The organism is Mesorhizobium cantuariense (assembly GCF_042647205.1).
In the GTDB taxonomy this organism is placed as follows: Bacteria; Pseudomonadota; Alphaproteobacteria; order Rhizobiales; family Rhizobiaceae; genus Mesorhizobium; species Mesorhizobium cantuariense.
Map to the genome: position 1 here is coordinate 779580 of NZ_JBHRVD010000001.1, position 22660 is coordinate 802239.

Genomic DNA, 22660 nt, shown 5'->3' on the forward strand with positions numbered 1-22660 from the left:
TCGCGCCAACCTGCTCGGCGCCCGCGGTTAAGTGGAGGATCGTCCCATGAATGGCTCTGATGTGATCGCAGTCGTTATTCTCATAACGATCATCATCGCGATCGGTGTCTATCTGCTGCACTGGCTTTACAGACACTCGTCAAAAGACCAGTCCTTCGTCCGAACCGGCCTCGGCGGCGAGCGGGTGGTCATGGGCGGTGGTGCGCTGATCATCCCGATTGTCCACGACATCACGCGCGTCAACATGAACGCGATCCCGGTGGAGATCCGGAGGCTCGGCGAGCAATCCCTGATCACCAGGAACAAAATGCGCATCGACATCATCGCCGAGTTCTTCGTGCGGGTGGTGCCGACGGAAGCCGGGGTGTCGACTGCGGCCCGCACCCTCGGTGACCGCACCCAGAACCCTGCCGCGCTGAAGGAGATCGTTCAGGGCCGGTTCATCGATGCGATGTCGGCCATCGCCTCCACGATGACCATGGATGAAATCCACACCAATCGCGGCCGCTACATGAGTGAGGCGGCCGCCCTGGCGGCGACGACCCTGGGGTCGAATGGCCTCGAGCTTGAAAATGCCTCTCTGACGAGCCTCAACCAGACCGACATCTCCGTATTTGATCCCTCCAATGCGTTCGATGCCGAAGGCCTGACGCAGCTGACCGAGCAGATCGAAGAGCGCCGCCAGCTTCGCAACCGCATCGAAAACGAATCGCGGATCGGCATCAAGCTCAAGGATTTCGAGACCGAGCAGCGGTCTCTGGAGATCGAGCGTGACCTCGAATACGCCCGCATCGAACAGACGCAAGCGATCGAAATCCGTAAAGCCGCCCAACTGGCCGAGATTGAGGCCGAGAGATCTAGTTCCACAATCAGTATTCAGAACGCCAGGATCCGCAGCGAACAAGAAGGCGAGCGGATTCGTATCGCCAAGGACCGGCTCATCGATTCCGAACGGATCAACACTCAGTCGGAGGTGCGGTCATTGGAGATCAGGAAACAGCAAGAGACCGAATTGACGGAGATTATGTCGCGCCGTGAGCTCGAGATGCAGAGGATCCAGAACCGCCGGGAAGTTGAGGCGGAGCGGATCGACAACGAGCAGCATGTGAAGGAGTTTGAAATCCGTTCGCGTCAGGAGCTGTCGATCATCGAGACGACGTCATCGGCAGAGATCGACCAGGCCAAACTGGAGAACCAGCGGATAACCGAGTCGCACCGTATTGAAACCGATAAAACCATTGAATTGCTCGCCGTGGCGAAGTCGAAAGAGGTTCGCATCAGCAACGAACTTGCTGAGGCTGACCAGGAAAAGGCGCGCCTGAAGAAACGTTACGATGTCGATGTCGAACGATTGAGGGTCGACGAGGAAATCGTGCAGCTCGAGATCGAGAAAAACCAGAAGATCAAGCTCGCCGAAACCAAGGCGTTTCAGGAGATTCAGGACGCGTCGATCGCCGCCAACCGCCAGATCGACGAGTTGCGCATCGCTGCGCGGAAGTTTGTCGATAAGTTTGAGATCGAGCAGCAGAAGGAAGTCGAAATCATCGACAAGGAGCGCCTGATCGCGGTGATCAACAAGTCGATCGAGGAAGCCTACGCAAAGACCGAGGCTGCGGAAGCCCTGAAAAAACAGGTTGAACAGGAAGAGCAGGTCAACAGCGCACGCGAAGAAGAGGTGGCCGAACGCATCAAGCGGATCGAGCTCATTCAGTCCTCGTCCAGGGTCGAGCGTGACGCCCAACGCGTCGTTTCTTCGGCAAAGGCCGAGAAGGAAGCCACGGAACTCAGGGCGCTGGCGGAAATCGCCGACTCCAATGCGGCCGAGGTCCGCTATGCCAAGGACGCCGCCGGGAAGCGCATGCTCAACGAGTCCGAAAACACCCGTTCGGATGCCAGCAGACGCAGTGCCATCTACGAAAACCTCGTCAGCAATCTGCCGAGCATCATCCGCGAAACGGTCAAGCCGATGGAAAACATCGAATCGATCAAGATCCTCCAGGTCGACGGGCTGCCGGGTCTCAACAGCCCGTCCGAGATGGGTGGCGGGGGAGAGGGCGGCTCTGGCGGCGGCAACATGACAGACCGTGTGGTGAATTCCGCCATGAAGTATCGCACTCAGGTCGCCTTCGTAGACGGTCTCATGAAGGACCTGGGACTGCCGATCGAAAACCTCGGAAGCGCCGGCGGCATGTCGTTCCGGAACTTCCAGGGTCCGGATGCGCCGAAGGACAAGGACGACTGAGCGCGTACGAAACTAGCGAGAGCAACCGATGACCCCGCTCGGCAAAAACGAAGCGCTGGACCGCCACGCCTTGGTCATGGCCTGCTGGTTGGCAGCGGCCATGCCCGCCGCGATCCTGTTTGAGTATGGATTTGGCCGGGGCGGAACACCCTATATCCTTGCCGGGTTCGCGGCCATTCTGGCAGGCTTTGTCGCCCACGTGATCGTCAATGTGGTCTACGGGACGGGTTTCTCGCCCCGAGAACTGGGGCTCGGCCTGGTCATCTACGGACTCGCGCTTGTGTTGTTCGTTGTCCTCTCGCTGGTTAGCGCGTCGTTTGCCGCGCACAACTTCTTGCCGCTGAGCATCGGTTTTATCACAACGGGGGCCGTGGTCGTTTTCTACCTGATCACCCGGTACGGGGCACGGCAGGCCTTCGCAGCGTTCGACGTTATCCGGGACTTCCGCTCACGCTCGCCGGGAGACCATATATGACCCCGCTCTTGGTTTCCGTGCTCGGCATTGTCGCGGTCCTGGGCCTTTACCTTGCGACCATCAGCGGCCGTCACACCCAGCAACCCGGTGATTTCGTCGACGCGGGCCTGGCATTGCCGCCATGGGTGACCATCTTCGCCGGCGCCGGCATCACCTTGGCCAGCCTCAGCCTTCCCGATCACCTGCTTTTACTCGCCACCTTCGGCCTTCAATATAACCAGGTTGCAGTCGGTCTCATCTGTATCGCCCTTTGCGCTGCCATCACGCAGAAGCGGGTCTGGCTTGCCGCCCGGCTGACCTCGCTGCGCACGCTTGGTGACCTGCTGGGCGATTACTTCGGTAGCACGACCCTTCGCATCTATTTGCTGCTCGTGCTGTTCCTTTTCAGCATCCCCTTTGCAGCGATGTGCCTGTCTCAGGCGGGTGCCCTGGTGAGCGCCGCGACCGCCAACGACGTTCCGTCCGGTCTCGCAATCTGGTCGATCGCGTTCGTCCTGTTCCTCTGCAGCGTGATCGGAGGCTGGCGCGGGATTGCCTATCTTGTCGCCGCCCAGTCCCTGCTGGTCCTGGCCCTCATGGTATTTTTCGGCGGGTTCACGGGCATTACGCTCGACAAATTGGCATTCGCCGTCAACGGGATTGGTACAGCCAGCGGTGTGCTGCCGGACAAGATCCCGGGCGTGATCCAGTTTAGCGCCGGCATTGGCAAGGAGCTGCCGGCCGGGGGGCTCTGGACCACCTTCGCGGGACTGACGTTCGCCCTGTCTCTGGGCGGCATCGCCATCAGTCCCGGCTTCAGCTTTCTGGGCGTGACAAGTGCGCCGCGCCGCGGCCTTGCATTTGGCCAGGTCTGGATGATCGCGGGCCTCGCGGCTGGCACCCTGATACTGATCGGGCCGGTTCTGGCCGCGGAGATTGCGGCCAGTGGCTCGCTGACAGCCTTCACGACACGACTGGCAACGCTCGATCCGATGGTGGCGGTGGGCTTTACACTTCTTCTGGTCGCGTCGAGCCAGATCGCCGTCGCATTCTTTGCCGGATCAGGTGCATCGGTGTGCACCATCGAGCTGACGTCACGATACATTATCCCGGGCATGGACCAGCGTTCGACGCGGTTTGCCGCGCGCGTGACCCTGGCGCTCGTCTACGGAGCAGTCGCTGCCGTCGCGAGCTTTGCGCCCCTCAGCGCTACAATCTTCTCATCCCTCACGCTCAGCCTGTCCATGCAGCTGCTGCCTGCGGTGCTCGGGTTGTGCTGGATGCGTTGGATCAGCCGCAGCGGTGTTCTGGCCGGTTTGATTGTCGGAAGCCTTTGTGTGGTGTTCACCGAGAGCTTTGGGCTGGTGCTGTTCGAGCGGCTCTTCGTCGACCTGCCATGGGGTCGCTGGCCCTTGTCGGTCCATTCGGCGGGATGGGGACTTGCGACCAATTTTACGGCGTGCCTCCTTGTGTCCCTGTTTACTCGCAGCGGCGCCGAGCGGGATCGCAGGGATCGCCTCCATGACGCCTTTGAGGAGAGCCAGCCGGCGCGTAACGGGAGCCAGGCGGCCACAACGGCCAAATGGGCCCTGACACTTCTGTGGGCGTTTTTCGCGCTCGGCCCCGGTGCAATCCTCGGCAACACATTTTTCAGCGAGCCGATTTTTGCTGGCACGGTGGTGGCACCGGGAGTGCCTTCGCTGCTGATCTGGCAGGTCCTGTTCTGGTTTGTCGGCGTATTCATCGTGTGGTGGTTGGCCTATCAAGGACGCCTGTCCGTTATCGATGAACGTCCTAGCCACGGGATCGTCCTCGTGCCGGAGGTGAACCCATTGTTAGAGCCAGTTTCGACCCCGTGGATCGCACGGCTCCTCGACCGCGTGACCGGCCGGTAACCGGGGCAGGGCATGGAAGGCATCGACCTCAGGCGTCTGCGCTATTTCATCGCGGTTTGCGAGCACGGCGGCTTCTCCCGCGCGTCCCAATCCATAGGGGTCGCCCAGCCGTCCCTGACGCGACAAATCAAGCTGCTCGAAAAGGAAGTCGGTATCTCGTTGATTAACCGAAGTGGGCGCGGTGCCGAGCCTACGGCCGAAGGACGGTTCCTCCTTGGCCAGTCGCGCCTGCACATCGATGGGCTCGATCATGCGGTCCGTGAGGTGCGCCAGCGCTCGGATAAGCTCAAAGGCGAGATCTCACTTGGCATATGCCCGACCATTGTGCCGCTGTTTCTGGAAGACATACGCAATTTTGTTGAAGCCCAGTATCAGGGTGTGACGCTGAATGTTGTCGAAGCCTACAGCGGCGACCTTGCCAGTCTCATGCGCGGCGGCCGCCTCGACGCTGCGCTCACCTATCGGCCGAGTGCGCCGGATCAGCTCGACATCGTGGATCTGTTCGCAGAGCGCCTCGTGCTGGTAACCTCTTATACCCGCGCTCAGGTCGACGCGCCGCGCCAGCTGAGTGACATCAGCCGGTTAAAGTTGATATTGCCGAGCGAAATCCATGAACTGCGGCGGATCATCGATCGGGTCTATCGCGAGCGTGGCATCGCGCTGCAGCCGGAACTCGAACTCGACTCGCTCAACGCCGTAAAAGCTGTCATTGCGGACAAAACCACCCAGTACGCAACCATTCTGCCGCACTCGAGCGTCACGCGTGAACTGGCCGGGCACGTGCTGAGCGCTTATGCGATCGCCGACAGCGCCATGGTCCGCACTATAGCCGTGGTGCGGCCCCAGGGAGGCAGCCCCCGGAAAGTGGTGCTCACCGCCTTGATTGACGAAGTCCGCCGGCAGGCGGGACGGATCAAAAGATCCATGGGCAGCGCCGACGTGGTCTTGTTGGGACAGGGATAGACGGACCGCCGGTTTTTGTCGTTCCCTCAATAACGAAATGTTATACGCTAGCCCTCCGTAGAGCGTAGGGAGGCGTTTTGGATCTTCGGCAGCTAAGATATTTTTCCAAGGTCGTCGAGAGCGGCTCGTTCTCGAAAGCCGCGACGCAGCTTCATGTAGCACAACCCGCGTTGAGCCAGCATGTCAGGCACATGGAAGAGGAGCTTGGCCTTGCTCTCCTGCATCGCGGGCCGCACGGCGTCAGTGCGACCGAAGCGGGCACGCGGCTGATGGTGCATGCCAAGCGCATCCTTGCCGAGTTTGCCGAAATTAACGACAGTGTCCGGGGCGCCGCCATAGCCCCTCGCGGCGAAGTGCGTTTCGGCCTACCGGGTACAGTGAGCGAGCTTCTTGCGGCGCCGCTGATCGAGGCCGCCCGCGAGCGGTTCCCCGAGGTGCGCATCCGCATCGTTGAGGCGATGAGCGGCTACATTCTGGAATGGTTGAAGCGCGGGGAGGTTGACCTCGCGATGATTTATGCAACTTCGGATCCCCGGGGGCTCGCGGTACATCACGGCTTGTCCGAGGAAATCTGTCTCTTTGCCGGCCCGTCGATGCAGGGCCAGGCCGACTTGCAGGGCTCTTCTGTGGAGCTTCGTGACGTCGCCGGACTGCCCCTCGTTGTGCCGGGCCCGGGCCACGGCCTGCGAGAACTGATCGAAGCCGTGGCAACGTCAGTCCAGGTCGCCATCAACCCGGCGATCGAAATCGACTCCTACACCCAAATCAAGAGATTGGTGACACGTGGCATCGGTTACGGGATCCTGCCGCGGATGGCGATCAACGCTGAGGCGCAGGCCGGCTTGTTTCGGGCGTGGAGTTTCCAAAACCCGCCAATTACACGTAAAGTGTACCTGGCTTACTCGACCGAACGGGCGTTGCAGACAGCGCCCCGCGCCGTCGGGCAGCTATCGTGGGAGATCCTTCGCCAGCTGGTCAAGGACCAGGTCTGGAGCGCAGAGCTACCCAACGAAAACCAGCGACCCAACCTCTTCGGCTAGGGTGCTGCAGGCGGGCGGCCGACTGTACCGTTTCGCTATACCTCCCATTACAAAACGCTATTTGACGGAAGGACCCCTTCCGGTGCGATGGTATCGGAAAAGCAGCATAAGGAGCGAGCCATGCCAGGCGCGCTGGAGGGAACGACCGTCATCTCGCTGGAGCAAGCCGTGGCCGCGCCTTTGGCGACGTCCCGTCTGGCCGACGCGGGCGCGCGGGTCATCAAGCTCGAGCGCCCCGAGGGCGACTTCGCGCGCGGCTATGACGATTATGTTCACGGCCTCTCCAGCTATTTCATCTGGAACAACCGCGGCAAGCAATCCTGCACCGTCGATCTGAAGCAGCCGGATGATCTTGCGCTGGTCGAATCCATGCTCGCCACCGCCGACGTGTTCGTCCAGAACCTCGCACCTGGCGCAACCGACAGGTTGGGCATCGGCAGCGCCGACCTCAGGCGGCGGTTCCCCAGGCTAATCGTGTGTGACATCGGTGGCTACGCACCCGGAACACCCGACCACGAGCGGAAAGCCTACGATCTGCTGATCCAGGCGGAAGCGGGCTTGGCGGGGGTCACTGGGTCCGCAACTTCTGGCCCGACCCGGGTCGGCATATCGATCTCCGATATCGCTACGGGACAGGGGGCCTACGCCGCTATCCTCGAAGCCCTGATCATGCGCAGCCGAACTGGGGACGGGGCTCACCTGCAGCTTTCCCTTTTCGACACCCTCGCCGAATACATGAACGTGCCATATCTGGCGCGCCACTACGGTGGCAAGGAGCCGCGGCGGCTTGGGCTCGCCCACCCCTCGATCGCGCCCTACGGGCTGTTTCAGGTGAGTGACGGGGAAATCCTGATCGCCGTCCAGAACGAACGCGAATGGGTCGTCTTCTGCGACAGTGTCCTGCGCCGGCCGTCGGTTGCAACGGACCCGAGATTCGAGCGCAACGTGCTTCGCATCAAAAACCGCGAGCCGCTTGACGCATGCGTGCAGGCGATCTTGGCGACCTACACCATGTCTGCATTATGCGAATTGCTTGACAACGTCAGAATTGCCTATGGCCGTGTGTCGACCATGGCGGAACTGGCGGTGCATCGCAGTGCCACCAAAGTATCGGTTGAGACCGCAGTTGGTCCGGTTGAGCTGTTTGCGCCGCCGGTCACTGTCAATGGCATGCGTCCCGTGCTTGGCAGTGTGCCTTCGCTCGGGGAACACGATGGGGCTTTGCGGCAAGAGTTCGGTCCTCCAGATATGGTAGGTCCCAAACGGATAGGAAATGCAGCACTATGAGCTTGACCCGCGACCTGACACGGTTGATCCGTGAAAAGCCAGTGACCGACCGCGACCTCGAATGGGCATCGCTATTCGTCCTGGATACGCTCGGCTGCGCCCTCGGCGCATTGCCAACCGAGCCCGCCCGCATGCTGAAGGTGGTCGCCCCGCCGGCGCAAACCGATACCGCCCGCAAGGCGTTCTACCTGGGCGGCCTAGCACATATCTTGGAGATGGATGACCTCCACCGGGACTCGGTGACCCATCCCGGCAGTGTCGTCATTCCTGCGGCCTGGGCGGTAGCCCACGACCACGATCTTGGCGGTAAAGCGTTTCTTCGCGCGGTTCTCGCAGGATACGAGGCCTGCTGCCGGGTCGGCACCTCCGTCGGCAAGAAGCATTACCGGGTCTGGCACAACACCTCGACCTGCGGGCCGTTCGGTGCGGCGTTTGCCGTGGCGGAGCTCCTCGGCCTCGACGACACCAGGACCGTATGGGCGCTTGGGAATGCGGGTACCCAGTCATCGGGTCTTTGGGAGTTCCTTGCCGAAGGCGCCATGAGCAAGCATCTCCACACCGCCAGGGCTGCGGAATCAGGCGTCATCGCTTCGTTCCTGGCCAAGGAAGGATTCACGGGCGCGCAGAACATCCTGGAAGGCGAGAAGGGCTTCTACGCCGGTCTGTGTCCGGACCCGATTCCGGAGGCCGTCACGGCAGGGCCTGAGCGGGCCTGGCAACTGATCAAGACCTCGATCAAGCCATGGCCGTGCTGCAGACACACCCATCCGGCGATCGACGGCGCGATCGCCTTGCACAACGAGATCGCCGGGGAAGCCATCGCAAGGGTTCATGTCGGGGCTTACCGGGCGGCCCTTGACGTGTGCGACCGGCCCATTCCGGAAGATCCGTACAGTGCCAAATTCTCGCTGCAGCACACGGTGGCGATAGCGCTCGCGGACGGCCGCGTCGATCAGGCCAGCTTCGATGCTGATGCACGGCAACGAATGGTCGGCGAACGCAAGAAGGTCAGGGTCGAGCTGGCGCCGTCGATCGATGCCGCCTATCCGGAATCGTGGGGTGCCGAGGTGATCGTCGAGACGGCTTCCGGCAGACGCTTTTTCGCCGCCCGACACGACGCCAAGGGCGATCCCGATAACCCGGTGACGGCAGCCGAGCTGTCTCAGAAGGCGCGCACGCAGCTCGTCGCCGGCGGCACTTCGCAAGCCCGTGCCGACGACCTGATCGGCGCTATCCTGGGCCTTACCGACAACCGTCCGGTGCGCTCGCTGGGTCTGTTTGAAACCGCTGGGGACGCGCCTCCCCAGGTTCATGCCGCGCGGAGCGCCTGATGTTCAAGGACTTTGACAACGAGGACATCCGCGACGCCGTGCGCCGGCTCTGCGAGCGGTTTCCGGGCGAATACTGGCGCAAGCTCGATGCCGGCCGCGCCTACCCCGTGGATTTCGTCAACGCGTTGACCGAGGCCGGCTACCTTGCGACGCTGATCCCCGAGGAATATGGCGGGTCGGGCTTGACGCTTTCGGCAGCGGCCGCCGTGCTCGAGGAGATTCAACGGGCGGGATGCAATGGTGCGGCTTGCCATGCGCAGATGTATGTCATGGGCACGGTGCTTCGCCACGGCAATGAATCGCAGAAGCAGTGCTATCTTCCGCAAATCGCCTCCGGAGAATTGAGGCTGCAGGCGTTCGGTGTAACCGAGCCGACCAGCGGCACCGACACCACTTCAATCCGTACCTTCGCACGGAAGAACGGCGATCACTACGTGGTCAACGGTCAGAAAATCTGGACCAGCCGGGCCGAGTACTCGGATCTCATGCTGCTGCTCGCCCGGACCACCCCGAAGGATCAGGTCGCAAAGCGCACTGACGGCCTATCTGTGTTCATTCTTGATATGCAGGAAGCACTCAAGCAGGGTCTCTCAATCCGGCCGATCCGGACGATGATGAACCATTCCACGACGGAGGTCTTTTTCGATAATGTGAAGATCCCTGCCGAAAACCTGATCGGTGAGGAAGGCAAGGGTTTCCGGTATATCCTCTCCGGGATGAATGCCGAGCGGATCCTGATCGCCGCCGAATGTGTCGGCGACGCCAAGTGGCTGATCAACAAGGCTTCCACTTACGCATGCGACCGCAACGTCTTCGGCCGGGCCATCGGCGCCAACCAAGGCGTCCAGTTTCCCATCGCTAAGGCTTACGCGAACATGCGTGCAGCCGAACTCATGGTCCGCGAAGCCACGCGGCTCTATGAGGCCGGTCAGGACTGCGGCGCTGAAGCGAACATGGCCAAGATGCTGGCTGCTGATGCTTCCAATGAAGCCGCGAACGCCTGTATCCAGACGCATGGCGGTTTCGGATTCGCTGAAGAATATGACGTCGAACGCAAGTTTCGCGAGACCAGGCTTTACCAGGTTGCGCCGATCTCGACGAACCTCATCCTGTCCTACCTCTCCGAGCATGTGCTCGGGATGCCACGTTCGTACTGACGGTAAAGGCCAGTGGACGCGACCGAACAGAAGCTATCGGCAGAATGGATTGGCCGTCAGAGCGAAAGCATCGATGTCGTTTCGGAGCGCCTCGTGATGAGCTTCCGCGCCATTTTCGAACCGCATCTAGCGCCGCTGCCCGCAGATGCCGCCTCGTTGGGCATCCATTGGTGCCTGTCGCCGGCAATCGCCGGCATGGACCAGTTGGGTGCTGACGGACACCCCGCCAAGAACCTGTCGTTGCCGCCTGTGCCGCTGCCGCGCCGCATGTGGGCTGGTGGTGAACTTCAGCTGCATGATCACCTTAGGGTCGGTGACAAAGTCCGCAAGGCGTCCACCATCCTGGACATAGTGCGCAAGCAAGGCCGATCCGGTGAACTCTGGTTCGTCGCGGTCGGCCACGCTTATCATTCCGATCGTGGTCTCGCACTGAGTGAACGGCAGGACATCGTTTATCGGGAAGCTGCGATCTCGGGAAATGGCGTGTCTCGAAACACCTCACCGGCCGAGCCCACGGCAATCCGGCCAGCAGCGCAAGTGTGGTCTGTCGTTCCTTCGTCCACGTTGCTCTTCCGCTACTCTGCGATCACCTTTAACGGTCACCGTATCCACTACGATCTGCCTTACGCGACCGAGGCTGAAGGCTATGAGGGGTTGGTTGTCCATGGCCCCCTCCAGGCAACGCTTCTCCTCAACCTCGCGGCGTCCCAAGGCGCCGGTATACCCCTGACGTTTCGCTACCGCGGGATAGCTCCGGCGATTGTAGACCGTGAACTGACCGTCAGGGTCGGCATCGATGGTCAGCGACTCTGGACGCAAGGCGGGAGCGGCGCCGTGCACATGGAAGCCGATATCGACCGGGGTGTGGCCTGATGTCTGCGCAGGGTGACTTGCATTTTACGCCTGTCGCGCCTTTGTTCGTTCCGGCCGACCGGCCAGAGCGTTTTGAAAAGGCCGACCGGTCCGGAGCCGACGCGATTATTATCGATCTTGAGGACGCCGTTGCGCCCGCCGCCAAGGATGGCGCCCGGTCCAACCTTCACCATGCCCTGACATTGCGGAACCCCACCTACGTTCGGATCAACAGCCAAGACAGCAGCTGGTACACGACTGACCTTGCTGCAGTCGGGGCGCTCGGGCTTCGGCGCATCTGCCTGCCAAAAGCGGAGTCCGCGGCGATCCTCGACGCGATGGTTCGGATTTTGGGTGACGACATCGAGATCATGGCGCTGATCGAGACGGCGCGAGGGCTGCAGGCGGCGGGGGCGCTGGCCGCTCATTCGCATGTCGCGAGACTGGCCTTCGGACCCGCAGATTTTGCGCTGGACTTGGGTGTGCCCGCCTCCAATGACCTCAAAGCGCATGCCATGATGCGGCTGGCGGTGGCGAGCAGGGCCGCCGGCATGCCCCTGCCGTTGGATGGCCCATCCTTCGAGGTCACGGACACCGCCAGACTGGCCACCGAATGCCAGCAGGCCTTAGATCATGGGGCCGGCGGGAAGCTTTGCATACACCCTGCCCAGACTTCCCATGTCATCTCGGCTTTCCAGCCGAGTGAACAGCAACTGCGCTGGGCGCAGCGCGTCGTCGACGCGGCCCGGGACGGCGCAGCGCGCCTTGTCGACGGCAAGATGATCGACGCTCCCATTATCGCCCAGGCCCGGGCACTTCTCGCGCGGGGCCGTTCGCAACTCAGTGAAGGTGTCTAACCATGGCCGTATCAGCGACACTCCTCAACAAGATCAAGGACAAGGATCTGATCCGGGAAGCGGGATTGATCGGCAAGGAGTGGCTCGGCCAATCCCGGTCCGGACAAACCTTCGAGGTCACCAACCCTTCGACCAGCGAAGTGCTGGCCAGGCTGCCCGATTTTACCCGAGCCGACATCGCCAATGCGATCGATGTGGCCTATGTCGTCCAGAAGGAGTGGGCTGCCCGTACCGGCAAGGAGCGCGCTGCAGTCATTCGGCGCTGGTATGATCTGACGATCGCCAATCTTGATGACCTGGCGACGATCCTGACCGCTGAAATGGGGAAGCCGTTCGCCGAGTCCAAGGGCGAGATCCTCTATGGCGCGTCCTACATCGAGTGGTTCGGCGAAGAGGCCAAGCGCGTCTATGGCGACACTATCCCCGGTCATGCCCGTGACAAGCGGATCGTCGTGATCAAGCAACCTGTCGGGGTCGTCGGCGCTGTTACGCCCTGGAATTTTCCCTCGGCGATGGTGGCGCGCAAGATCGCTCCGGCGCTGGCGGTGGGCTGCTCGATCGTCTTCAAACCGGCAGCCCTGACGCCACTCTCCGCCTTGGCCCTCGCCGTACTTGCGGAAAGGGCAGGGGTGCCGTCCGGGCTATTGAGCGTTGTCCCGATCACGAAGAGCTCGGACTTCGGCGATGAGGTTTGCGAAAACGAGAAGGTTCGCAAACTCACGTTCACCGGGTCGACCGAGGTCGGCCGCACCCTGATGGCGCAAGCCTCGGCGCAAGTCATGAAGCTCAGCATGGAACTGGGCGGCAACGCACCGTTCATCGTCTTCGACGACGCCGATGTCGATGCGGCCGTCGAAGGAGCCCTCGTCTCCAAGTTCCGCAATGCTGGCCAGACCTGTGTCTGCGCCAATCGCCTTTACGTGCAGAGCGGTATCTACGAAGAGTTCGCCGACAAGCTCGCGCATCGCGTCAAAGCCTTCAAAGTTGGTGACGGCTTTGCGGAAGGCACCGAGATCGGCCCGCTGGTCGATGACCGCGCCGTGGCCAAGGTCAGGCGTCACATTGAGAATGCAGTCTCTCAGGGCGCCAGCATTGTGGCGGGTGGGCCAGACCACCCTCTTGGCGGCAATTTCATCTGGCCGACTGTCCTGACCGGGGTAACCTCCAAGATGGCGGTCGCCCGCGAAGAAACTTTCGGGCCGTTGGCGCCCTTGTTCCGCTTCGATGCGGTCAATGACGTCATTGAGATGGCAAATGACACCGAATTCGGGCTTGCGGCCTATTTCTACGCCCAGGACATGAGCCGTGTGTGGGCCGTCGCGGAGGCCTTGGAGTATGGCATGGTTGGCATCAACACCGGGCTCATTTCGACTGAGGTCGCGCCGTTCGGGGGTATCAAGCAGTCAGGATTTGGCCGGGAAGGTTCGAAATACGGCGTCGATGATTACCTGGACCTGAAATATTTGTGTTTTGGGGGGCTCACGAGCTAAGGCGCAACGCAAGCCTTCTCCACTCGCGGGCGAGCGTTCGGCCGTCGGAAACCGCTTACAGTTAACTGACAAAAATAGACCGGAACGGCGGGATGCATACCACCTTGAGCGCGTCGAAGAGGATGGGACTACCGCGGCGATTGCGGTTTTCTATTCGACGCGCGAAGCGGTAACCATTATCCCCGAGCCTGGACGAGAACTACCGCTTGTGCTCGTGACAAGCAGATATGCGGCATTGGATAGCAAAAGCCCCCAATCTCCCTTGGGCGGCTCTGCCCTTTTTGCGGTATACAAATCGCGATGTCGGGCGCGCCAGCGCCGCGCCTTATCTTCCAAACAGCTCTGAATGTGAGCCAAGCCTGACAAATTCGACGAAGTCGTCATCGGCAGTATAGACAAGGAGAAAGTCACCACCGATATGTGCTTCCCTCGCCACTTTCCACTCTCTACCTGAGAGCTCGTGGTCGGCCCACTCAGCGCCGAGTGGCCTTTTCAGAATGATCAGCGTCATCAATTCGATTGCGCGACTCATATCCATTTTCCCGGCCTTATTGTATCGGTTCCAGTCCTTTCGAAATTGTCTGGTGTATTCCGATGCTCTTGGAAGGGAGGTGCGTCTGACGTCGCTCGGTTTCTTCAAGCTGCTTGCTCGCTGAATTTACTTCTTGCCGTTCAGCTCGGCGAAAAGCTCATCCGGTGTCATAAAGCGAGCCTTACGGGCCTTCCTGATCTCACGAGCCTCCGTCAGGGCGGCGCGGGTTGTTTCGTTGGGAACCTTGAGCTCGAGAGGAAAGCTTTGGCTCGCCACAACTCGATGAAGAAACACCCGAACGGCATCCGAAAGCGAAAGACCGAACGACCCAAGAACCAAGGAAGCCTCTTCACGAATGTCATCTTCGACCCGAACATGAATCATTTTAGTGGCAGCCACATCAAGACTCCTTATAACGAACAACTCGCCGGTGGCCCACTCACATCGAATGGCGATATGACCCCCTATATGTGTCTCAATTGCGATACAGTCAAGGGCTATTGAAGTTCGTGGCGACTCCTGCGCCTACCGGAGTGAAAGGCGGCAATCCAGGCTGCGACTGCCCAAAGATGTCTGCGGCCGTCGACGGCACCTGCGTGCGGACGCGGCACCTTCAGGAGATCGAGCATGAATGACATATGGTTGGCGATGTAGCCAGCACTCGGGTTGGTTAGCTCCAGCCTTTGATCGCAAACCATGAAGCGCGATCGGCCTCAAAAGTCCCGTGCGACCTCCATCAGGATTTCGGCCGCTGTTTGGTGGCGTTTGCTGCCGATGTTATGGAATGGATCTGCCAGCTTACCGGGGCGCAGACGTCCGACGTTGTTAACCCAGTGACGCCAGACGACACGGATCATGCCGTCTCAAGCACGTCGGTCCATCTCGGCAAACTGCGTCCCGCTCGATCGAGGAAGAGGACGTCGGCGACGGCACCGTGCCAACGTGGAGCGGCTTCACGTCCTCTCTGCAACGGCAGTTCGTGGGTGGCGAGCACGGGACCATTTATGTACGCACTCCACTAAAGTATCGTCGGCGCTTGCGTGCCCTCGTTGCGCGGCCGCCACGTCTGCCGGTGCTGAATGCGGGAGGCTACAGCCTTCAAGCTGTTTGAATATTCCAGATCGTCTAATTTCAGCTCACAGGAGTAGACCACCGTCTGGCGCATCGCAACGATCACGTGGTCCTCGCAGTCGTGCTCGGCCTCGGCCGCCCGCATCCTGAGTTGTTGCCCGCTCCGCCGCAGAATTGGTCGCAAATACGCCCGGGGTATTCTTCAAGCTCTCGCTTCATCGCCTCCGGCATCGGCACGAGCGGCGGCGTGGCGTTGCCCTGCACGATGCCGCGGCGTCTCGAAGTTCGAGTCGGCGCCAGCGCGTTCGCCGGCGATGTTACTCGAACGTTATCCACGGCACGCCTTGAACCAAGCGCCCACCGTGTGAACAGGAATCTCCCATCCGCGCAATCCTCTTGCCGTTGATCCGCGCGATTGAAGAGCCTTCTTTAATGCTGTCGGAGGTTGTCGGCGCGCCGGAACATAGGCATCTGTCGCTCACGGTGGCGATTGGAACGCCCTCCACGCAGACAAAATTCTGACCGGTCAAGATCACGGGGCCGCCGATATGCGGCCGTGGTCCAGGCTCGACCAGGGGGCAGATATGCATGTGGCCTTTGAGGCTAACAAGTTGTCCAACCATGTCCATCTTCTCAGTCCCGTCCCATTATGCTCCCAGAAAGTTGATCGAGATCCACAGGAGCCATCCGGCGATTTCAAGATGAGCTGATGGCACGACGACCGTTCTCGACTTCGACGGAGCCCGGACGCCGCGGCTAGGGCCATTCGACCAGACATTTCCGAGCTGTTCAGGACGCGAATGACCGACGCGAGAACACCACGAGACATTTGCCAACAGCGGTGACATGATCAAGCTTTCGTGCTCCATCAGTTCGTACCGGCAACGCGGCCGGAGGCCGCCCGATTGCAAGACTTGAATTACCCTGGGCGGAAAAACCCCAAGTGAATGGGTTTAGTTCCTAGGACACAGGGCTGCCAGGGCGGCAGCCCGAGCCCACGGATGGACAAGACCTTCAGCAATAGCAGCGAGACGCTGCTGTAGCGCGGGCGGAAACGCTCCCACGCTTGCTCCAAGGACCCGCGCGGCCGCGACACGGTTGTCCGGGTCGTTAAGACTCTCGGCGAAGGTGACCAGGCGCTCCTGTAGCTCGGGCGGAAGCAATCCCGCGCTCTCTCCGAGGCTTAGCAGCGCAGTGACACGATCGTGTGGGTCGTTAAGATTCTCGGCGAGCACGACGAGGCGCTCCTGTAGCTCGGGCGTAAAACGTCCAAAGCCCTTTCTCAAGATCCACATGGCCTGGTTGAGATCTCCGGGTTGGGCGAGCCCCTCGGCGAGCACGACGATGCGCTCTTGTAACGCCGGCGCAAACCGGCCTACGCCCCATCTGAAGCCCCATAGGGCTAAGACGCGTTGATGAGGCTGGGCGAGCCCCTCGACGAGCACGACGAGGCGCTCCTGTAGCTCGGGCACAAGCTTTCCCACGGCTGACTCCAGGGCTGCGAGGGCCGAGAAGTGATCTTCGAGGTCAGGGCTCACGACGAGGTCGACGAGGCGCTGCTGGAGCGTGGGCGCAAGTCCTTCGACGCCCACTGCGAGGCCCCGCAGAGCTGTGACGCGATGCTCGTACTGGGCGAGCCCCTCGGCGAGCACGACGAGGCGCTGCTGTAGTGCGGGCGCAAGCTCTCCTAGGTTCCGTCCGATGCCCTCCAGGGCTTGAGCGCGATGCTCGGGATCGACAAACGCCTCGGCGAGCCTGACGAGGCGCTGCTGTAGTTCCGGCGCAAACTCTCCTGCGGCCAGTCCGATGCGCTGCAGGGCTTGAGCGCGATGCACGGGATCGACAAGCCCTGCTGCGAGGTCGACCACACGCTGCTGGAGCGCGGGTACAAACTCTCCCACGCTTATCCCGAGGGCTCGAAGCACCGAGACGCGGTCTTCCGGGTTGAGCTCCTCGACGCGATCGACGACACGCTGCTGGAGCGCCGGCACAAGCCCTCCCACACCCATTGCGAGACAAACGAGGGCAGCGACGCGATACTGGGGATCGTCAACCCCCTCGGCGAGTTCGACGAGACGCTGCTGGAGCATGGGCGTAAACTCACCCACGGCCAGCCCGAGGTCCTCCAAGGCCAAGAAGCGATATTCGGGGTCAAGCGCCTCGGCGCGATCAATGAGACGCTGCTGGAGCGCGGGCGCGAGCCCTCCCACCCCCCGTCTGAGCGCTTCCAGGGCTTGGAAGCAGTGCTCTTCGTCGTCAAGTCCTTCGGCGACCTCGACGAGGCGCTGCTGAAGCGTGGGCGCGAGCCCTCCCAGCCCCCCGCCGAGGGCTCGCAGGGCAAAGACGCGGTGCTCGGGGTCGTTATGTCCTTCGGCGATGGCAACGAGCTGCTCCTGCTGCACGCTGGTCAGGCAATTGAAATTGGATGCGAGAGATTCCAACACGCCGGGAACAACTAGTGCGACAAAGGGATTCGCGACTCCTGGCTGCGGGACCATTAACCTGTTCCAGACGGCCTGAACCCGGATTGCCATCTGGCGCCTTTCTTCCAACGCCGCGGACATTTGGACAGCAGCACGCAGCTCGCCGTCTGTCTGCGACACCGCCAGCAGATCGATCGGGCTGAGCCTTTCCGCAATCGCGCCGAGTAACTCCGGGAGCAGCCCCGTTATTCCTGTTACCTGTTGGAGCCAGTGGTCCAGTTGTGGCATCATTTCGCTTGGTGTCCTCACTCACAACTTCGAGCCTTTGGTCCGGAGCACTTGGCATCAGCGCGACTTGATCTCGCGGGCCAGTTCGTCCTGAGCTGGGCCCAAACGCCAGCTCCACATGGCCGTCGCCGGTCGGGCGCGCCTCGTTGAGCGTTGGCTACGCGGCTTTCAACTCCTTGCCCATCGCCTCACCAGCCGCTCCTGCCGGGCCGACTACTGTCCCTGTCTCCTGGCCGGCAAAACGGCATTTCTTTGTTTAGCTGCGATGTGCTGAAGCGTCCCATATAAAACGGATATGCCATCATGCGCGTTCGAGAGCATTCAGCAACGCCGGATCCAGCGGGCGATGCAAGCCCTTCGGCGCGGCGGTAGTGGGGTCAGTTTGAAACTCCGTCCCAACCACAATAGGCGCTTTCGCCTATACGCCGTCTGGAAATAGGCGGAAACGAAGGCCATCTTCAAGCTATGACCGATAAGCATCCAAAGCGCCCGCGCGACGCAAACCAATTGGCGAGGTCGATAGTTGACATCGCGACTGGCGAGGCGCCGGCTGAAGAAGATCTCAAGAACAAGGCCGCTGTGGAGCTAGGGCGGCGCGGTGGCAAGATTGGCGGCCGCGTGCGGGCTGACCGCATGTCGCGCAGAACAAAGGGCCGAAGCAGCGACGCGATTAGCTGCATCCGCCCGCTGGAGAAGGCGCGGCGACTAGGCGGCTTCTGCTGCCTCGATTTCCGCAAGTCCATAGTGAAGTCGAAATCCATCTGGATAGGCTCTTCGTCCGACCTCGCCTCGTTGTAGCTATCGACATCGACCTTTAGCTGCCGAACGTCACCAACGATCCCGCGGCCGCGCTGCTGGAAAGACATCTGCATATGGTGCCGTGGGGCGGTTCGAATATCGTCCCAAAGAACCATCTGCTGGCCGCCTTGTCGGGCGAATTGAGAAACAGCCCCCCGCGTTGCCTCACCAGGATTGTTCCCTACGACTGGGACGCTCAGTGTAAGCGGTGCACCAAGGCACCTTGCAATAGGCCGATGAACATGGAGTTTTCGCGCCATGACATTGGAACATGCAGAGGGCGATTTGGTCGCCGAGTTAAGCGGTGCGGCGGCGGCCGAAGATTGTGCAACGACGCCCGGGCGCGCGCGGCAACGAAGGCTGTGGAGCTGCACTGAGAAGCGCGCGTTGGTCGACCTGGCGAGCGCGGCGGGGTCGTCGGTGACCGAGGTCGCGCAAGCGTTCGGCGTAGCCCCATCACAGCTCTATGCCTGGCGCAAGCAGATGGCCGGCGGCGAGCCTGATGCCGATCAGGCGATGGCGACCTTCGCGCGCATCGACGTGAGCGATCTGCCCGAGGTTGAACGCCCCGTCGCCGATTGCCCGGACCCGGCCGGCAGGATCGTCGTGGCCTTTGCGAACGGGGCGCGATTGCGGATCGACGGGACCGTCGATCCGACAGCGCTGCGCATCGTCCTGGCGGAGTTGACCAGGTGATCACGGTGGTGCCGACCGACCGGATTTACCTGTGCTGCGGCGCGACCGATATGCGCCGCGGGATCAACAGCCTGGCGCGGATGGTGCAGCAGGTGCTTGCGCTCGACCCGCACACTGGCGCGATCTTCTGCTTCCGTGGACGCAAGGGTCATATCATCAAGATTCTGGCGCATGACGACCAGGGGTTCTGCCTTTTTACAAAACGGCTAACCGATGGTTGTTTCGCCTGGCCAACCACGAAGGATCAGGTCACCGTGTCGCTCACCAAGGCGCAGCTTTCGCTGCTTTTGGACGGGATCGATTGGCGCCGGCCAAGCAAGATTTATCGACCGCGTCTGGCTGGCTGATTTTGCTCGTTTCTTATTGATTTTGTGTCGATTCTGCTTCCGTAAAGAAGCTCTTTCGGGTATGTAATTTGGGTGTCGGAACAGACCCCCTCAATCGCTGATTTCATCGCCCGGATCGCCCTTCTGGAGGCGGCCGTTTCTGCCCGTGACATCACCATCGCCGAACGTGATGAGCAACTGCGAAGGGAGCGCGCCGAGGCCGCACTTCGCATCCAGCGCCTGCAGCTGCGGATCGATCGCTTCAACCGCAAGGCCTTCGGCCGCTCGTCCGAGAAGCTGGGCCAGATGCTGCTCGAACTCGAAGATCTCGAGACCGATTTCGCCGCCGGCGTGCCCGATATCGAGCTGCCCATCGTCGCCGACACCGACAAGGTCCGGGTGTTGCCGGTGCGCAAGCTCAACCCGAACCTGCCGCGCAAGCGCATCGTTCGCGAACCCTCTTGCGCATGCTGTCCGGGCTGCGGCGGCGATCTGCGCGCCATGGGCGAAGATAGCGAGGAGATGCTCGATCTGGTCGCCCAGGCCTGGCAGGTGATGGAGACCATTCGACCCAAGTACAGCTGCCGGACCTGCGATAAAATCATCCAGGCGCCGGCACCAGCCAAGGCCATTGCACGCGGCAAGCTCAGCTATGCCGCGCTCGCCCATATCATGATGGCGAAGTGGGGTTATCATCTACCCTTCTACCGTCAGGCACAGATGATGGCCGCCAAGGGCGTCGATATCGAGCGATCCACCCTTGCGCGCAGCGCCGGCTACGCCGCCGCCTTGCTCGATCCGATCTACAATCGCATCCGCGAGATCGGCCGTACCCGCACCAAGATTCACACCGACGACACGCGGCTTCCGATCCTGGCGCCCGGCACCGGCAAGACGCACAAGGGCGCGCTCTGGGTTTACGTCGCCGACGACCGCAACTCGGGTTCGCAGGAGCCGCCGATCGCCTGGTATCGCGCCACCATGGGACGCGCTGGCGAGAGCGTCATGACCGAGCTCGCCGGATTTGCCGGCACGCTCCAGGCCGACGGTTTCAGCGGCTATAACCAGATCTACAAGGGCGGCGCCATTCGAGAAGCTGCCTGCCTGGCCCATCTGCGTCGCAAGATATTCGACGTTCACGACAGCCAGCCGACCGAACTCAGCACGACCGCGATGGCCGGTATCCAGGCGATCTACCGGATCGAGGAAGAGATACGGGGGCTCCCACCCGCCGAGCGATTGGCCGCACGACGAAGGCGGACCCGACCCCTGGTCCGGGCGCTGCGACGACAGCTCATGCGCCAGGGCAACGGTTTGTCGCGCCATGCCGATATCGCGAAGGCCTTCGCCTATGGCACCAAGCGATGGCGCGCGTTCAACCGCTTCCTATACGATGGCCGGCTCGAGCCCGACAACCTGATCGCGGAGCGCGCGATTCGTGGATTTACGGTGGGCAGGCGCAATTGGCTTTTCTCGGGCAGCTTCGCCGCGGCAGAGCGGTCCGCGGTCGTGCTCAGCATCATTGAGACCTGCAAGCTGTGCGGCGTCGATGCCGAAGCCTACATGGCCGATGTCGCCGAGCGCATCCAGCACGACTGGCCAGCCTCGCGCTGGGACGAGCTGATGCCATGTTGGGGTGGACGGCTCCCAACGGCATCGCAATGTGCCAGAATGAGTTCGTTGAAAGCTCAATCGAGGGAGACCGTCCGTGGAAGAGATTATCAGAATTGGCATGGATACGTCAAAGAGCGTTTTCCAATTGCATGGAGTGAACGCAGGCGAGCAACCAGTCCTTCGCAAGAAGCTTTCGCGTAGGGAGATGGTGAAATTCTTCGAGAAAACGCCGCCGACTACTATCGCACTCGAAGCCTGTGGAGGCTCTCATCATTGGGCGAGGCTGTTAAGTTCGTTCGGTCATGAGGTGAAATTGATAGCGCCTCAGTTGGCGAAACCTTATGTGAAACGCGGCAAGAACGACGCGGCGGACGCGGAAGCTTTGTGTGAGGCGATGAGCCGACCGACGATGCGCTTCGTGCCGGTGAAGACCGCGGACCAGCAGGCGGCGTTAATGCTGGTCGGTGTGCGAGAGAGACTCATTCGCAATCGGACACAGCTCGCCAACGCCATTCGCGGTTTTGCCATGGAGTTCGGCATCGTCGCGGCCACGGGCATGTGCCGCATCGAACCGCTGTTGGAGCGGATTGCGGCGGATCAATCCCTGCCTGAATTGGCCCGCGAGCTTTTTGTCATGCATGGCATTGAATATCGAGATTTGCTGGCTGAAACGAAAGCCGTCGAGGAAAAACTGACCACGTTGCACCGCTCCAATGAATGCAGCAGGCGCCTGGCCGAAATTCCGGGTGTCGGGCCGGTCGGCGCATCGCTTTTGATGATGAAGACCCCAGATCCCCGAACGTTCAAGTCGGGTCGCGATTTTGCCGCTTGGATAGGCCTCACGCCCAAAGACCATTCGACCGCAGGCAAGGTCAGACTGGGGGTGATCACACGTGCTGGCGACGAAATGCTGAGGAGCATATTGGTGGTTGGCGCAACTGCCCTTCTTCAGCATGTCAGAGCAGGTCGAAGCAGACATGCTTCCCGATGGCTGATCGAACTCCTGCAACGGAAGAAACCAAAGCTGGTTGCGGTGGCGCTCGCCAACAAGATCGCCCGTATTGCGTGGAAGCTCATGGTGAGCGGCGAGGCGTATCGGCGGACAGAGGAGCAAACGCAAGCAACATAGGAATTGGTCATCACGGTGAGCAGAATAGAATGCTACTGTGTTGAGCTGATGCTGTGAACTTGCAAGAGAAAAGCAGATGGTGCGATCGATCGATCCAAGACGCGTGATACTCCGTCAGTTCATTGGCCTTTCAAGGTCGTTGCCGTGTTAGGAACATGCGTTGCGGAAACCATCTTGGCCAGTGGTCATGTGCGACCACACACAAAGGCCGCACA

At 61.2% G+C, this 22660-nt stretch carries 21 protein-coding genes; 16 read left to right on the top strand and 5 right to left on the bottom strand.

Going from position 1 to position 22660, the window contains the following annotated elements; genetic code table 11:
• Positions 1-46 precede the first annotated feature (46 nt).
• The 11 genes from ACFOJ9_RS03720 (at position 47) to ACFOJ9_RS03770 (ending at position 13568) form a co-directional block, all read left to right on the top strand.
• Complete coding sequence (locus ACFOJ9_RS03720) at positions 47-2242, top strand: flotillin family protein (protein ID WP_095090197.1); 2196 nt, start codon at positions 47-49, stop codon at positions 2240-2242.
• Positions 2243-2270: 28 nt separating this feature from the next.
• Positions 2271-2717 (top strand): hypothetical protein, encoded by a 447-nt coding sequence (locus ACFOJ9_RS03725; protein WP_095090196.1) that lies wholly within the window; start codon positions 2271-2273, stop codon positions 2715-2717.
• Positions 2714-4591 carry a hypothetical protein gene (locus tag ACFOJ9_RS03730; RefSeq protein WP_378921778.1) on the top strand — a complete coding sequence of 626 codons (1878 nt, stop codon included), beginning with the start codon at positions 2714-2716 and terminating at the stop codon, positions 4589-4591. The genes ACFOJ9_RS03725 and ACFOJ9_RS03730 overlap by 4 nt, the downstream gene beginning before the upstream one ends.
• A 12-nt stretch (positions 4592-4603) precedes the next feature.
• Positions 4604-5554: a LysR family transcriptional regulator gene (locus ACFOJ9_RS03735; protein ID WP_095090192.1), complete on the top strand. Its 951-nt coding sequence runs from the start codon at positions 4604-4606 to the stop codon at positions 5552-5554.
• Between the two features lie 77 nt (positions 5555-5631).
• The gene (locus ACFOJ9_RS03740) at positions 5632-6594 is read left to right on the top strand and encodes a LysR family transcriptional regulator (protein WP_378921782.1); all 963 of its coding nucleotides are present in this window, start codon (positions 5632-5634) and stop codon (positions 6592-6594) included.
• A 120-nt stretch (positions 6595-6714) separates the two neighbouring features.
• Positions 6715-7881: a CaiB/BaiF CoA transferase family protein gene (locus ACFOJ9_RS03745; RefSeq protein ID WP_095090511.1), complete on the top strand. Its 1167-nt coding sequence runs from the start codon at positions 6715-6717 to the stop codon at positions 7879-7881.
• On the top strand, positions 7878-9212 hold the full coding sequence (locus ACFOJ9_RS03750; protein WP_095090184.1) for an MmgE/PrpD family protein: 1335 nt from the start codon (positions 7878-7880) through the stop codon (positions 9210-9212). Before ACFOJ9_RS03745 ends, ACFOJ9_RS03750 begins: the two co-directional genes overlap by 4 nt.
• The gene (locus ACFOJ9_RS03755; protein WP_095090180.1) at positions 9212-10369 is read left to right on the top strand and encodes an acyl-CoA dehydrogenase family protein; all 1158 of its coding nucleotides are present in this window, start codon (positions 9212-9214) and stop codon (positions 10367-10369) included. The genes ACFOJ9_RS03750 and ACFOJ9_RS03755 overlap by 1 nt, the downstream gene beginning before the upstream one ends.
• 12 nt (positions 10370-10381) lie before the next feature.
• Positions 10382-11242 carry an FAS1-like dehydratase domain-containing protein gene (locus tag ACFOJ9_RS03760; protein WP_378921785.1) on the top strand — a complete coding sequence of 287 codons (861 nt, stop codon included), beginning with the start codon at positions 10382-10384 and terminating at the stop codon, positions 11240-11242.
• Positions 11242-12078 (top strand): HpcH/HpaI aldolase/citrate lyase family protein, encoded by an 837-nt coding sequence (locus ACFOJ9_RS03765; RefSeq protein ID WP_095090175.1) that lies wholly within the window; start codon positions 11242-11244, stop codon positions 12076-12078. Before ACFOJ9_RS03760 ends, ACFOJ9_RS03765 begins: the two co-directional genes overlap by 1 nt.
• Positions 12079-12080: 2 nt before the next feature.
• Positions 12081-13568 carry an NAD-dependent succinate-semialdehyde dehydrogenase gene (locus ACFOJ9_RS03770; RefSeq protein ID WP_095090173.1) on the top strand — a complete coding sequence of 496 codons (1488 nt, stop codon included), beginning with the start codon at positions 12081-12083 and terminating at the stop codon, positions 13566-13568.
• A 325-nt stretch (positions 13569-13893) separates the two neighbouring features.
• On the opposite strand, the gene ACFOJ9_RS03775 is transcribed toward ACFOJ9_RS03770, so the two are convergent.
• The 5 genes from ACFOJ9_RS03775 to ACFOJ9_RS03795 form a co-directional block, all read right to left on the bottom strand.
• On the bottom strand, positions 13894-14208 hold the full coding sequence (locus tag ACFOJ9_RS03775; RefSeq protein ID WP_210200184.1) for a type II toxin-antitoxin system YafQ family toxin: 315 nt from the start codon (positions 14206-14208) through the stop codon (positions 13894-13896).
• 18 nt (positions 14209-14226) lie between these two features.
• The gene (locus tag ACFOJ9_RS03780; RefSeq protein ID WP_245331265.1) at positions 14227-14499 is read right to left on the bottom strand and encodes a type II toxin-antitoxin system RelB/DinJ family antitoxin; all 273 of its coding nucleotides are present in this window, start codon (positions 14497-14499) and stop codon (positions 14227-14229) included.
• 314 nt (positions 14500-14813) lie between these two features.
• Positions 14814-14957, bottom strand: coding sequence for a hypothetical protein (locus ACFOJ9_RS03785; RefSeq protein ID WP_167392285.1), 144 nt, complete (start codon positions 14955-14957; stop codon positions 14814-14816).
• Between the two features lie 531 nt (positions 14958-15488).
• Entirely contained in the window at positions 15489-15800 is a 312-nt protein-coding gene (locus ACFOJ9_RS03790) for a PAAR domain-containing protein (protein WP_378921789.1), read from the bottom strand.
• Between the two features lie 324 nt (positions 15801-16124).
• Positions 16125-17885 (bottom strand): hypothetical protein, encoded by a 1761-nt coding sequence (locus ACFOJ9_RS03795; protein ID WP_095090166.1) that lies wholly within the window; start codon positions 17883-17885, stop codon positions 16125-16127.
• Between the two features lie 462 nt (positions 17886-18347).
• Here ACFOJ9_RS03795 and ACFOJ9_RS03800 point away from each other — a divergent pair, with 462 nt between their 5' ends.
• From ACFOJ9_RS03800 to ACFOJ9_RS03820, 5 genes are all read left to right on the top strand, one after another.
• A complete protein-coding gene (locus ACFOJ9_RS03800) occupies positions 18348-18680 on the top strand; it encodes a hypothetical protein (RefSeq protein WP_378977003.1) in 333 nt (110 codons plus the stop codon).
• A 258-nt stretch (positions 18681-18938) separates the two neighbouring features.
• Positions 18939-19376, top strand: a complete 438-nt coding sequence (tnpA, locus tag ACFOJ9_RS03805) for an IS66-like element accessory protein TnpA (protein WP_378926051.1) — start codon at positions 18939-18941, stop codon at positions 19374-19376.
• Positions 19373-19723, top strand: coding sequence for an IS66 family insertion sequence element accessory protein TnpB (gene tnpB / locus ACFOJ9_RS03810; RefSeq protein ID WP_378926049.1), 351 nt, complete (start codon positions 19373-19375; stop codon positions 19721-19723). Before tnpA ends, tnpB begins: the two co-directional genes overlap by 4 nt.
• A gap of 72 nt (positions 19724-19795) precedes the next feature.
• A complete protein-coding gene (gene tnpC / locus ACFOJ9_RS03815) occupies positions 19796-21517 on the top strand; it encodes an IS66 family transposase (RefSeq protein ID WP_378977005.1) in 1722 nt (573 codons plus the stop codon).
• Positions 21411-22445 carry an IS110 family transposase gene (locus tag ACFOJ9_RS03820; RefSeq protein WP_378926043.1) on the top strand — a complete coding sequence of 345 codons (1035 nt, stop codon included), beginning with the start codon at positions 21411-21413 and terminating at the stop codon, positions 22443-22445. The genes tnpC and ACFOJ9_RS03820 overlap by 107 nt, the downstream gene beginning before the upstream one ends.
• Positions 22446-22660: the final 215 nt, after the last annotated feature.

What these genes read in the sequence shown, in the direction of transcription:
- ACFOJ9_RS03745 (WP_095090511.1), top strand. Translation starts at nt 6,715, where the DNA reads ATGCCAGGCGCGCTGGAGGGAACGACCGTCATCTCGCTGGAGCAAGCC.
- ACFOJ9_RS03720 (WP_095090197.1), top strand. Translation starts at nt 47, where the DNA reads ATGAATGGCTCTGATGTGATCGCAGTCGTTATTCTCATAACGATCATC.
- ACFOJ9_RS03755 (WP_095090180.1), top strand. Translation starts at nt 9,212, where the DNA reads ATGTTCAAGGACTTTGACAACGAGGACATCCGCGACGCCGTGCGCCGG.
- ACFOJ9_RS03770 (WP_095090173.1), top strand. Translation starts at nt 12,081, where the DNA reads ATGGCCGTATCAGCGACACTCCTCAACAAGATCAAGGACAAGGATCTG.
- ACFOJ9_RS03790 (WP_378921789.1), bottom strand. Translation starts at nt 15,800, where the DNA reads ATGGACATGGTTGGACAACTTGTTAGCCTCAAAGGCCACATGCATATC.
- ACFOJ9_RS03735 (WP_095090192.1), top strand. Translation starts at nt 4,604, where the DNA reads ATGGAAGGCATCGACCTCAGGCGTCTGCGCTATTTCATCGCGGTTTGC.
- tnpA (WP_378926051.1), top strand. Translation starts at nt 18,939, where the DNA reads ATGACATTGGAACATGCAGAGGGCGATTTGGTCGCCGAGTTAAGCGGT.
- ACFOJ9_RS03750 (WP_095090184.1), top strand. Translation starts at nt 7,878, where the DNA reads ATGAGCTTGACCCGCGACCTGACACGGTTGATCCGTGAAAAGCCAGTG.
- ACFOJ9_RS03765 (WP_095090175.1), top strand. Translation starts at nt 11,242, where the DNA reads ATGTCTGCGCAGGGTGACTTGCATTTTACGCCTGTCGCGCCTTTGTTC.
- ACFOJ9_RS03730 (WP_378921778.1), top strand. Translation starts at nt 2,714, where the DNA reads ATGACCCCGCTCTTGGTTTCCGTGCTCGGCATTGTCGCGGTCCTGGGC.
- ACFOJ9_RS03795 (WP_095090166.1), bottom strand. Translation starts at nt 17,885, where the DNA reads ATGATGCCACAACTGGACCACTGGCTCCAACAGGTAACAGGAATAACG.
- ACFOJ9_RS03785 (WP_167392285.1), bottom strand. Translation starts at nt 14,957, where the DNA reads ATGATCCGTGTCGTCTGGCGTCACTGGGTTAACAACGTCGGACGTCTG.
- ACFOJ9_RS03800 (WP_378977003.1), top strand. Translation starts at nt 18,348, where the DNA reads ATGACCGATAAGCATCCAAAGCGCCCGCGCGACGCAAACCAATTGGCG.
- ACFOJ9_RS03725 (WP_095090196.1), top strand. Translation starts at nt 2,271, where the DNA reads ATGACCCCGCTCGGCAAAAACGAAGCGCTGGACCGCCACGCCTTGGTC.